Genomic DNA, 12117 nt, shown 5'->3' with positions numbered 1-12117 from the left:
ACTTAGGGTACGGCTACAAGTTCAACAATACGGCTTATCACCTGATCTTTAGTAATGCCATCAGCCTGTGCTTCGTAGCTTAAAATAATACGATGGCGCAGTACATTATGTACAACGGCTTGAATGTCATCGGGTGCAACAAAATCACGGCCATGTAACCAAGCGTGGGCACGGGCACATTTATCAAGTGCAATGGTGGCACGGGGGCTTGCGCCAAACTCAATCCAACGGCCAAGTTGCTCATCAAACTTAGCCCCTTCTCGAGTGGCAATAATAAGCTGTACTAAATATTGCTCAAGCGGCTCGGCTAAATACAAACCTAAAATAGCTTGGCGAGCGGCAAATAAGTCGCTTTGGGTAATTTGCTGCATTACCGCTTGGTGTTCATTAAGCGCTTCACCACGGGTTAAGCGCAGTATATCTAGCTCGTGCTCTGCACCTGGGTAATCAATGCTTAAATGTAATAAAAAACGGTCTAATTGTGCCTCTGGCAGCGGGTAAGTCCCTTCTTGCTCCAGCGGGTTTTGGGTAGCCATTACCATAAACAAATCGCTAAGCGGGTAGGTGTTTTTACCTACCGTTACTTGGCGCTCTGCCATGGCTTCTAATAACGCTGATTGTACTTTTGCTGGGGCACGGTTTATTTCATCGGCTAAGATAAGGTTATGAAATAAAGGGCCTTTTTCAAACACAAATTCACTTGTTTGTTGGCGGTAAATATCGGTGCCTGTGACATCTGCAGGTAATAAGTCGGGCGTAAACTGCACGCGTTGAAACGAGCCTTCAATGCCTTTAGCAAGGGCGTTAACAGCACGGGTTTTTGCAAGCCCTGGTGGGCCTTCTACTAATAGGTGCCCATCAGCTAAAATGGCAATAAGGAGTGCTTGAGTAAGCTCTGGCTGGCCAATAATTTGTGTATCTAAGTACGTTTTTAATTGTTTGAATGCGTTAGCTGCCATAATAAATAGACTTCCTCGTCAGCTGGGTTTGTACCTAATTTGTTTTAGGTGATTAATACTGACCTAGTTATAAGGTTTATAAGTGAGTAACTCAAGAGTTAGACTGTATTTTTAAAAATAGTTCGTTATTTTTTAACGGTTTTTAGCGTACCACAAATCTTTGTAAAAACGCGTAAAAAAGCCTATTGTGGTAGTCAATATTAAGCACTATGTGTATATCTAGCTTTAGTGCTTTTGTATAAATTTGTGTTTATCTATTGGCTTTAGCACACGGGTTGTTTAGAATCGAGGAAAACAAACAGGTCAGACCTGTCAGCGGGAGAGCATAAATGTCTGAGCAAAACATACTAAAAACACCAAAGGGCGACCGTATTGCCATCGTTAGCGGCTTGCGTACACCTTTTGCAAAACAAGCAACAGCGTTTCACCATGTACCAGCCCTTGATATGGGTAAGCTGGTGGTTAACGAAATGCTTGAACGATTAAATTTCGACAAGTCAGAAATCGATCAACTTGTATTTGGTCAAGTAGTGCAAATGCCAGAAGCGCCAAATATTGCGCGTGAAATAGTATTAGGTACGGGTATGCCAGTTGGTGTAGACGCGTATTCTGTATCGCGTGCGTGTGCTACCAGCTTTCAGGCCATTGCCAATGTAGCTGAGTCTATTATGGCAGGCTCTGTAAATGTAGGTATTGCTGGTGGTGCTGACTCATCTTCAGTGCTGCCTATTGGCGTAAGTAAAAAATTGGCAGGTAGCTTAGTTGATTTAAACAAAGCGCGTACCTTAGGCCAGCGCTTAAAAATATTTTCAAAACTGCGTTTAAAAGATTTATTACCAGTACCGCCAGCGGTTGCCGAGTACTCGACGGGTCTTTCTATGGGGCAAACAGCTGAGCAAATGGCTAAAACACACAACATTAGCCGTGAAGATCAAGATGCACTCGCGCATCGCTCGCATTCACTTGCAACCCAGGCATGGGCGGATGGCAAGTTAAAAGATGAAGTTATGACGGCGCACTTGCCGCCATACAAAAGCTTTATTGAAGAAGATAATAACATCCGGAAAAATTCTACCGTTGAAGGCTACGCTAAGCTTAAACCGGTATTTGACCGCCAACATGGCTCGGTTACCGCAGCAAACGCAACACCCTTAACCGATGGTGCAGCAGCGGTACTGATGATGAGCGAAAGCAAAGCAAAAGCACTAGGCTACGAAATTTTAGGTTATGTGCGCAGTTTTGCGTTCTCGGCAATTGGTGTAGAGCAAGATATGCTAATGGGCCCAGCGCATTCAACGCCTATCGCACTTGATAGGGCTGGTATTACGCTTGCTGATTTAGATTTAATTGAAATGCATGAAGCATTTGCAGCACAAGCGCTGGCTAACATGAAAATGTTTGCATCAGATAAGTTTGCGCAAGAAAAACTTGGTCGTAGCAAAGCAATTGGCGAAATTAACATGGATAAGTTTAACGTTAACGGCGGCTCACTGGCATATGGTCACCCATTTGCAGCAACCGGTGCTCGCTTAATTACGCAAAGCTTACACGAGCTTAAACGTCGTGGTGGCGGTTTAGCATTAACAACAGCGTGTGCTGCTGGTGGTTTAGGTGCAGCCTTTGTATTGGAGAGCGCGTAATGACAGATTCAGTATTTAATTTAACGGTAGATGAAAACAAAATTGCCGTAGTAACCATTGATGTGCCGGGTGAAAAAATGAACACTCTGCGCGACTCATTCGCTGATGACTTAAAAGCTTTACTTGAAGAAGCCAAGCAAGAGTCAGTAAAGGGTATGGTATTTATTAGTGGTAAAAGCGATAACTTTATCGCGGGCGCTGATGTAAAAATGCTTGATAGCGTGCAAAAACGTGAAGATGCTTTAGCAATCAGTGAGCTGTGTCATCAAGCCTTTTTTGATATGACAAAGCTACCTTACACAACGGTTAGCGCAATTCATGGTGCGGCGCTTGGTGGTGGTTTAGAGTTTGCTTTAGCGTGTGATTACCGCGTAGGCACGGATAGCGATATTACTAAAGTAGGCCTGCCTGAAGTTCAACTTGGTTTATTACCAGGTGGTGGCGGTACGCAGCGTTTAACTAAAATTGTAGGCATTCAAAAAGCGCTAGAGTGGATGCTAACAGGTAAGCAGATTCGCCCTAAGCAAGCTAAAAAAGCGGGCGTATTAGATGATGTAGTACCACAAAGTGTATTGTTAAAAGTTGCTAAAGAATTTGCAGCTAAGAAAAAGCCAGCAGATAAAGAGCCTAAGCTTGATAAAGTAAGCAAATTGCTAGAGTCAAACCCGTTTGGTCGTAACTTTATCTTTAAAAAGGCGAAAGAAAACGTCCTTAAAAAAACTGGCGGACATTATCCTGCACCGCTTGCAATTATTAAGGCTGTGCGTGCAAGTGTAGAGCTTGATAAATTAAAAGCATACAAAACAGAAGCTGAAAGTTTTGCAACACTTGTAATGAGCGATGAATCTAAAGCGCTGCGTAGTATTTTCTTTGCAACCACGGAAATGAAAAAAGAGTGGCTTCACGATGATGCGCCGGCTATTAGTAAAACAGCTGTTTTAGGTGGTGGCTTAATGGGTGCTGGTATTGCGCATGTAAGCGCAGTAAAAGCCAAAGTACCTGTGCGTATTAAAGATGTTGCAGAACAGGGCATTAGTAATGCCATGAACTACACCTACAAAATTTTAGATAAGCGCCTTAAGCGCCGTATTATGTCTAAAGCTGATATGCAGTTAACCATGAACCGTATTACCGGTACTACTGACTACAGCGGCTTTAAACACATTGATTTAGTAGTGGAAGCTGTATTTGAAGACCTAGCCTTAAAGCAAGGTATGGTTGCTGATATAGAGCAGCAATGTCAAAGCAATACTATTTTTGCTAGTAACACGTCATCACTGCCTATTTCACAAATTGCAGCGCAGGCGCAGCGTCCAGAAAACGTGATTGGTCTGCATTACTTCTCGCCAGTTGAAAAAATGCCACTAGTGGAAATTATTCCACATGAAGGCACGTCACAAGAGACCATAGCACGTGTCGTTAACTTTGCTCGTAAGCAAGGTAAAACGCCCATTGTGGTAAAAGATATGGCTGGTTTTTACGTAAATCGTATTTTAGCGCCTTATGTAAATGAAGCGGCTAATTTAATGCTTGCCGGTGAGCCAATTGAAAAAATAGATGCAGCCCTTGTAGAGTTTGGCTTCCCAGTGGGGCCGCTTGCTTTACTTGACGAAGTAGGGATCGATATAGGCTCTAAAATTGCCCCAATTCTTGAAAAAGAATTAGGCGAGCGATTTAAAGCGCCAGATGCATTTTCTCGTATGATTGATTCAAAACGCCTAGGCCGTAAAACGGGTCGTGGTTTTTATGAGTACGATAAAAAGAGCAAAAAAGTTGACGAGTCAGTGTATGAGCTACTAGGTGTGACACCTGCTCCGCGTTTAAATAAAAGCGAGATTGCTAAGCGTTGTGTATCACAAATGCTTAACGAAGCAGTACGTTGTTTAGACGATGGCATTATTGCCAGCCCACGTGATGGCGATATTGGCGCTATATTTGGCATTGGCTTCCCACCGTTTTTAGGTGGACCGTTTAGCTACATGGATAAATTGGGCGCAAGTAAAGTAAGCTCTGAAATGTCTACTTTGGCTAATAGCAATGCGAACTTTGCTCCGTGCGATACGTTAGTAAGTATGGCTGAATCAGGCGCTAAGTTTTATCAAACGCAGCCTGTTACAACTGAGCTAAGCCCAGCACCTGTTGCTGAACAAGCAATAGAGGCAGAGCCTGCTGATAAGCAACCTCAAGAAGAGAGCGTGGACTCACCAAAGCAAGACTCGTAAAACAGCTTGATTAAAAAACCGCATTAGATGCGGTTTTTTTATACCTGCTATTTGTAAATATAGAATACTAGGGCGCAATGATAAGCAATTATTCTTTAGGGCTAACCTCGGTACATACTGTGTTAAAAACGTGCATTTATAAACTTAGATTGCCAGTCTTTATTTAGTTATCGACAGGTTTTTACCCTCAAATAAGGCTTATAATTAAGTGGCTTGCTATAAAGTGTGTTAGCTTAATTTGCAGCTAAGCAGATAAGAGGTAAACCATTATGCAGTTGTTTACAGCACGACTAGCAATGCGCCCACTTCAAAGCAGTGATTGGCCATTATTTTTGCAGTTACATCAAAATTCAACCGTGATCCGTTATTGCTACGATATGCCCAGTGAAGCGTTTGTACGCAGCCGGTTTGAACAACGTTTAAAAAGCTGGGATAGCACTTCTACTCATCCACTTTGCCTTGTCGTATTTGATAAGCGTTCAAATGAGCCCATGGGTGTTACGGGGTTTACGTACGAACTTGAGCAAGCTGAACTAGGCTATTTGTTTTTACCCGCGTATTTTAATCAAGGCTTTGCCAGTGAGTCACTGCGTGCCGTGATTGAGTGGGCATGGCAACAATGGGGTATTACACAGTTTAAAGCCGTGGTTACAAAGGGGAATATAGGCTCTGAAAAAGTATTACAAAAGTGTGGACTAACGTTAACGGGCATTAATACGCAAGCGCATACTATTAATAATACACGTTATGATGATTTGATATACACATTAAAGTTGTAGCAAATAGGGCTAGCAAGCTAGCCCGTGATGGTGGTTTCTATAGATGTGCTTCAATTGCTTTACGGTCTTTTTCTGGCATATTCTCAACAACTAATTTGAACGAATTATCGATCATTCTTTCAATTTCGCCTTGTGGAATAGAGCCATCTAATATCACCGTATTCCAAAGCCGCTTGTTCATATGATAGCCAGGGATCACCGCAGGAAAAATATCACGCAATTTAAGTGCTTCATCGGGATCGCACTTTAAATTAAGCCACCAAATAGGATCTCCATCATCATTAACGTCTCCATCATTACCTAAGGCAAGGGTGGCAAACATTTTATGATTTACTTTATAAACATCAACCTCTTGAGCAAATGGTTTTGTCACTTGCACCAAGGGCTTCTTTACTAAATACTCATGTACTGTGTTTTGGTCCATGATCCAATCCTTGAAGTCATACTCGGTAGAGATACCATAGCAGTTTTTTTCGCTTTTGATTATAGGTATTTAGTTTTAAATTAAAATTTTGCAAGTCTACATCAAATGAAGCCCCAAATTAACGTATTTTTAGTTGAACAATACCCAGTTCGTGGTATGTTTCTGGCAATCAAAAAAATAATAGGAAAACCCCCATGCCAAAGGCGAGTGACGTTAAAAAAGGAACCGCGATTGAGTTTAATAATCGTGTGTTGGTAGTTAAAGATATTGTACGTTCGGTACCACAAGGTCGTGCAGGCGGTAGTTTGTACCGTATGCGTTTATACGATGTCGTAACAGGTGCAAAAGTAGACGAAACCTTCAAAGACAGCGACATGCTAACCCTAGCAGACTTAACTCGCCGCGAAGCAATGCTTTCGTACATTGATGGCGATGAATACGTGTTTATGGATAATGAAGACTACACGCCGTATAACTTAAACAAAGAGGCAATAGCAGAAGAAATTCAATTCGTTAACGAAGAAACGCAAGGCGTACACGTTATTGTGATTGATGGCTCGCCTGTAGGTTTAGATTTGCCATCGAGCGTAGAGTTGGTTGTTGAAGAGACTGACCCTTCAATCAAAGGTGCTTCTGCGAGTGCGCGCTCTAAGCCTGCACGTCTGAGCACGGGTTTAACCATTTCGGTGCCTGAGCATATCTCTACGGGCGACCGTATCCGTATTAATACGGCTGAGCACAAATTTATGGGCCGCGCTGAAAAGTAGCCCAAGCTATATGATAAAGCTGGCGTTATGCCGGCTTTTTTTATGTCAAAATTTTATAAATTAAGTAAACACAACCTATATCAATACTTAATTTATATAAGCTGATAGCTAGAGCCGCTACTTATTCGTCTGATTAAACGGGCCTATTTGCCCTAAAATACGTAGCTTTGCTTTTGAGTTTAATGGAGAAGATGTTTGCTTTTCCGTACACAGGTGTTTGCATACACAATTAAGAAGCCAATCTGTGTATTTGCTCCATGGCATTACCTTATTTGAGCTAAGTGTTTATTAGCACTTATAAGGCTTGGCGTAGAGTTACTTTGTTGCTGTTTCAAAAACGCGGTAAATTCATCTTTTGAAAGCGGTTTAGAATAGAAATAGCCTTGCACCGTTTCACAATTTAGCGTTTTAAGTATGTCAATTTGGCTTGCTTGCTCCACACCTTCAGCAACCACATGTAAATCGAGGTTTTGTGCAATCGTCACAATAGAGTCAACCATATTACGGCCTCGTTCGGTGGTCATGTCATCAATAAATGCTTTGTCTACTTTTAAGGTATTGAGCGGAAATTGTTTTAAGTACGCTAAAGATGAATAACCTGTGCCAAAATCGTCCATGGCTAAATGAATACCACGGGCACTTAGCGAGCGCATAATTGCAATGGCTTCTTGCGGGTCGTCCATTACGGTGCCTTCGGTAATTTCCAGCTCTAAAAAGTAAGAGGGAAGTTCGTTTTTTTGTAAGATCACGTCAATACGGGTTGTTAAATCTGGCAAGCTAAACTGCTTAGCCGACAAGTTAACTGCAACGCGGCCGCTAAATAGCCCATCGTCTAGCCACTGCTTTACATCGCGACACGCTTTGTTTAAAACCACCTCACCAATTTCTATAATTTGCCCGGTTTCTTCTGCAATAGGAATAAAAACGCCGGGGCTAATAACGCCTTTTTTGGGCGTTATAAAGCGCACTAATGCCTCCATTCCGGTGAGTTTACCTGTGCGAATATTCATTTTTGGTTGGTAATACACTTCAAAATGGTTTTCTTTTAGACCAAAGCGCATTAGGTTTTCTATTTGTAAGCGTTTAACCGCTTGGCGGTTCATAGTGTCGTTAAAAAACAGATAACTATTACCTTTCTTTTTAGCGTGATACATAGCGGTATCAGCGTTTTTTAACAGTAGTTCTGGCGTACTGCCATCTTCAGGGAATAACACTATGCCTACGCTAGAGGTAATCGCGAGCTCATGGCCTGCCATTTTAAATGGGGTGGCAATAGCGGCTAAAAACTGTTTTGCCATGCGCGTTATCACATGTATGTCGTTTGTATCTGCCATAACTAGGGCAAATTCATCACCCCCTAAGCGGTAAAAAACATCATTCTCGCGGGTTAATTTATTTAACCGCATAGCCAATTTTGCTAACAAGCTGTCGCCTAGCTGGTGGCCTAACGAGTCATTTATTTTTTTAAAGTTATCTAAATCAAATACCAAAAGGGCGTGATGGGTGTTTTGTTTTACTAGCTTTTGTAGGTTCGTAAAAAATAAATTTCTATTTGGTAAACTGGTCGTGCGGTCTCTATTTGATAAATTATGTAACTGCGATTGTGCATTTTTACGTTCAGTTAAATCTGAATAAACCACGACATAGTTTGTTATTTGGTGTTGAGCGTTTTTTATCTCATCAATAGAAATTTCTATAGGTAGTAAAACTCGCTCGCTATTGCGCAGTTTTACCTCTTGTTGAATTCGCTCACGCTCTCGTACTATATTTTTAATGTTTTCTATATAGCTTTTATCGTAACCAGGTAAGTTAAAAGGCTTTTTAATGTACTGCTCTCTAACGCCACCAAACAGGGTTAAAAAGCTGGGGTTTATATCAACTAAGTTAAAGTTTTTATCATAGATAGCGAGTGCATCAGTAAGGGATTCAACACACTTAGCAAATAAATTGAGGCGCTCTTGTGTTGATTTTAACACTGAAATATCGCGCACTGTGCCAGTCATCCTCAGTGGGGCTAAGTTAGCATCTTTTTCTATTATTTTTCCGCGGTCTAATACCCAGTGCCAGTGGCCAAAGGTGTCTTTAATGCGGTAAGTGGCTTCAAAAAAAGCAGACTTTTGAGCAAAGTGTTTTTTTAGTAAATGCTCTACTGAAGCAATGTCGTGTGGGTGAATTAAGCTTTTGTTTGGCGGAAAACCCATTAACGTTGTTGAGTCCATCATGTATTTGTCGTTAATGCGAATAACTTCGCCAGTTTTTATATTCCAATCCCAAAGTGTATCACCACTGCCTTCAACAGTGCTTTTTAAGCGTTTTTCCGAGAGGCTATGCTGCAGTCTAGAGCGCTTTAATTTATAAATTACCAATAATAGATACGGCAAAGCCAGCGCGAGGAGGGCGCTGGAAACAGTTAAAACAGTGTGGGTATCTATGTTAAAGGCGTGTTCAAAGGCAACCGCTACGGGTGATAGGCTTAGCAGCAACCAGCAAAAACTACATTTTATTATTGTTATTTTTATCATTTGTTTTATTACTACTAATTAACAAACAATAATTTAAATCATGCCTCCTTTAGAGTCAAAGAGATTGCGAGCAAAGCGGCATTTTTTGCGATTTATTTACTTTTGCGCTACTTAATAACTCATACCTTGGTCTATCGTCTGCAAAAATAGCCATTGTATAGGCCTTTATTTGCTCAAGGGTAAGCGTATGGAGAGCCTCTAACAGGCGTTTTTGCATATGAAAATTATGATCTTTATTACCTATTGCAAGCCAAAAGCGCTGTGAACGTAACCGTAGGTTTTTATCTTTTTCAGCAATATGAGTTGCTAACCCTTGTTTATGCTGCTGCCATGCTGTTTCATCTAGGGCGTCTAGGTTGGCAATAAATTGGCTTACAAAATGATTATGTCTGTGCAGCAGGGTTTGAGCTTCAAATTTTGGTGATTGTATATAAAAAGCGATACCGGCTCGGGTGTTAAAAGGGGCGTAACCTGTGCCAACTAAGTACCCTAATTGCTGAGTTGTTCGCAGTTCATTAAAGTAATCTTGGTTTATTAAATGATTAAGCGCCATTAATTTTACTTTTTCATTTACATCAGAGGTTTGCGCCTGATAATAAATAACCATAGCGTGGTCGCTACAAGGCAGTTCAAGCTGACAGCGGGTTACTTGATCTATTTCACGCAGCGGGCGTGTTAAATCTTCAATAGCAGCGGCACTTTTTAGATGTTCAGCCACTTTTTTATGGAACACTTTTGCATCTGTATGCTGCCAATTACCATGTAAAAAGGACTCAACATGTAAAGCTTTAAAAAAGTCGACTCGAAATTCGTTAAATTGCTGAAAACACGTATTTTTAAGTGCTGTAGCTAATTCATTAGGCTGCGGATTCCATGGCATTATTTTAGCCCCTAACACGCTAAATAGCTCACTTACGGGCTTATTTTGGTTACTGTTTCGCCAGTGTCTTACCAGTTGCTTTTTGTATTCAGCAAAGCGACGGGCGCAAATATCAACATTAAACAGTGCATCAAGTAATTGCTCTACTAACTCTAACTGACTCGTGGATAGCCCCGCTGTGTGAAGCGTAAGCCCGCCTTGATGTGAGGTTAAATGATAACTAAGCCCAGCTAGTTCTGCAGGGTAAAATTGCTCACCGACACTGTCCATAAATAAGTCGCTAAAAAGGCGAGTTAAGGCCATGTGTTTTACATCTTTTACTGCAAAGTGCGAGTCCATTGCTAAATAAAAATGACCTTTTGCCACTCTAAAGGTGTTGTCTTGTTTAAACCAAAAATCAAAACCAGGCTCTTTAACTAACAATACAGGCTTTGTTTGTGGTTTTTCGACTTCATATAACACCACTTCTTTTGTTAAATAAGGATTTGCTGTAGGCAGCAGCATGGTGTTTAAGGGTTTATTTATATGTGAAAGCGACTCCAGCCAATGCGGCGAAATTGCCTCAACTTTGTAAGGGGTGTTGTACCACGCGGTTGTGTGCTCTGCCTCAACGCCTGGGTGAATAAGTACCAAGCGCATATTCTGTGGGGTAAGCCATTGCATAGCCATTTCGTGAGCGGCTTTATTAAAACCCTCCATTAAGTAATCGCCTTGCACATAGTTAGCTTCGTCGTAGTGCTGCATATTAATACTCAGGTTACTTACCCAATCAATTAAGCGCGATTTTTCTTGGTTATCAAACGCAATTTGTAACAGGTTTTTTTTATCTTGATACAGGCGCGGTAGTTTGTCGGTGTTGTCGTTGATTAGGCAAATATACTCAAACACAATTTCTATTATGTCTTCAAAGTATTCAATGCCTTCATCGGTAAGGGCCATGCTAATGTTAAAATCTTTAAAGTTACTTCCATTTATACCGCCACCGGCAGAAAGGGCGTTAATCCACCCTTGTTCTTTTAAAATAGAGTACAGCGAGCCTGCGCCTTCGTAGCCTAGTAGATGGGCTATAAAACTTACCGTTTTGTGTCGGTAAAAGTCATCAATATTTGGCATAGCAAAACTAACTATAAGCTTTTGCATATGCTTATGCGGTTCTATATGCAGTATTTTGCCTATGTCTTGTGCGCGGTACAAAGGTTCATTGATAGCGGGCTTTACTTGGTCTTTATCCCCTTTGATAGGGCTAAAGTAATGTCGTACCCATTGCGCTAGTGTATCGAGCGGTTCATTCGCGCATATCACTAATGTCATCCACTGTGCTTGATAGTGGTTAGTAAAAAAGTCTCTGAGCTCGTCACTTATACAGCGTTCTCTATCTGCAAGTGTTTGTAAATTGCCAACGGAAAACTTCGCAAAAGGGTGGGCTGGGTTTACGGTTTCTTTATGAGCCTGATAAATGCGCCGACCGTCGTCTTTTATTTTTAATTTAAACTCAGCGTCGATAGCATTACGCTCTTTTTCGGTTTCTGCTGGGTTTAATAATGGGGCTATAAAAAAACGGCTAAACTGTGCAAGTGCACCTTCAAGTGCTTGATTATTAATATCAAAGAAATAACAAGTGTGTTCAGTGCCGGTCCATGCGTTAGTATTGCCGCCAGCTTGTGAAACAAAATTATTAAAGCTTCCAGAATCAGGGTATTGGTCGGTACCTAAAAAAAGCATATGTTCTAAAAAGTGTGCAAGGCCTTGCCTATCAAGGGGATCATCAAAATGGCCAGCGTTTATGGCCATAGAAGCAGCGGCTTTAGTTGAATCTTTATCTTGCACTAATAATACTTTTAGCCCATTGTCGAGTGTAATGGCGCGGTATGCTCTGTTATCATTGCGGCTGATATTCAAATGATGCTCCTGAAACTAAACGTTT

8 protein-coding genes are annotated in these 12117 nt (G+C 41.3%); 4 read left to right on the top strand and 4 right to left on the bottom strand.

Annotated features, from left to right (window positions below; all coding sequences use genetic code 11):
* Positions 1 to 2: 2 nt before the first annotated feature.
* Positions 3 to 959: a MoxR family ATPase gene (locus AN391_RS03020; RefSeq protein ID WP_029773481.1), complete on the bottom strand. Its 957-nt coding sequence runs from the start codon at positions 957 to 959 to the stop codon at positions 3 to 5.
* Between the two features lie 329 nt (positions 960 to 1288).
* Between AN391_RS03020 and fadI the strand changes: the two genes are divergently transcribed.
* The 3 genes from fadI to AN391_RS03005 all read left to right on the top strand — a co-directional run bounded on the left by fadI (position 1289) and on the right by AN391_RS03005 (position 5600).
* On the top strand, positions 1289 to 2599 hold the full coding sequence (gene fadI, locus AN391_RS03015; RefSeq protein ID WP_055014021.1) for an acetyl-CoA C-acyltransferase FadI: 1311 nt from the start codon (positions 1289 to 1291) through the stop codon (positions 2597 to 2599).
* Entirely contained in the window at positions 2599 to 4821 is a 2223-nt protein-coding gene (gene fadJ, locus AN391_RS03010; protein WP_055014020.1) for a fatty acid oxidation complex subunit alpha FadJ, read from the top strand. Before fadI ends, fadJ begins: the two co-directional genes overlap by 1 nt.
* Before the next feature lie 269 nt (positions 4822 to 5090).
* Positions 5091 to 5600 (top strand): GNAT family N-acetyltransferase, encoded by a 510-nt coding sequence (locus tag AN391_RS03005; protein ID WP_055014019.1) that lies wholly within the window; start codon positions 5091 to 5093, stop codon positions 5598 to 5600.
* A gap of 37 nt (positions 5601 to 5637) precedes the next feature.
* Here AN391_RS03005 and AN391_RS03000 read toward each other — a convergent pair whose 3' ends face one another.
* Positions 5638 to 6024: an MmcQ/YjbR family DNA-binding protein gene (locus AN391_RS03000; RefSeq protein WP_004587303.1), complete on the bottom strand. Its 387-nt coding sequence runs from the start codon at positions 6022 to 6024 to the stop codon at positions 5638 to 5640.
* 194 nt (positions 6025 to 6218) lie between these two features.
* On the opposite strand from AN391_RS03000, the gene yeiP reads away from it, so the two are divergent.
* A complete protein-coding gene (gene yeiP, locus AN391_RS02995) occupies positions 6219 to 6791 on the top strand; it encodes an elongation factor P-like protein YeiP (protein WP_055014018.1) in 573 nt (190 codons plus the stop codon).
* A gap of 263 nt (positions 6792 to 7054) precedes the next feature.
* On the opposite strand, the gene AN391_RS02990 is transcribed toward yeiP, so the two are convergent.
* Together AN391_RS02990 and AN391_RS02985 are read right to left on the bottom strand one after the other, a co-directional pair.
* The gene (locus tag AN391_RS02990; RefSeq protein ID WP_055014017.1) at positions 7055 to 9313 is read right to left on the bottom strand and encodes an EAL domain-containing protein; all 2259 of its coding nucleotides are present in this window, start codon (positions 9311 to 9313) and stop codon (positions 7055 to 7057) included.
* A 55-nt stretch (positions 9314 to 9368) separates the two neighbouring features.
* The gene (locus AN391_RS02985; protein WP_055014016.1) at positions 9369 to 12092 is read right to left on the bottom strand and encodes an insulinase family protein; all 2724 of its coding nucleotides are present in this window, start codon (positions 12090 to 12092) and stop codon (positions 9369 to 9371) included.
* Positions 12093 to 12117 lie beyond the last annotated feature (25 nt).

Origin of the sequence: Pseudoalteromonas sp. P1-13-1a (assembly GCF_001401875.1) — a bacterium.
GTDB lineage: Bacteria > Pseudomonadota > Gammaproteobacteria > Enterobacterales > Alteromonadaceae > Pseudoalteromonas.
Note: the sequence above shows the minus strand (reverse complement) of the source record. Positions and strands in the feature narration are given on the sequence as shown.

Coding starts and splice junctions, on each gene's coding strand:
- AN391_RS03020 (WP_029773481.1), bottom strand. CDS start 959: ATGGCAGCTAACGCATTCAAACAATTAAAAACGTACTTAGATACACAA.
- fadI (WP_055014021.1), top strand. CDS start 1,289: ATGTCTGAGCAAAACATACTAAAAACACCAAAGGGCGACCGTATTGCC.
- fadJ (WP_055014020.1), top strand. CDS start 2,599: ATGACAGATTCAGTATTTAATTTAACGGTAGATGAAAACAAAATTGCC.
- AN391_RS03005 (WP_055014019.1), top strand. CDS start 5,091: ATGCAGTTGTTTACAGCACGACTAGCAATGCGCCCACTTCAAAGCAGT.
- AN391_RS03000 (WP_004587303.1), bottom strand. CDS start 6,024: ATGGACCAAAACACAGTACATGAGTATTTAGTAAAGAAGCCCTTGGTG.
- yeiP (WP_055014018.1), top strand. CDS start 6,219: ATGCCAAAGGCGAGTGACGTTAAAAAAGGAACCGCGATTGAGTTTAAT.
- AN391_RS02990 (WP_055014017.1), bottom strand. CDS start 9,313: ATGATAAAAATAACAATAATAAAATGTAGTTTTTGCTGGTTGCTGCTA.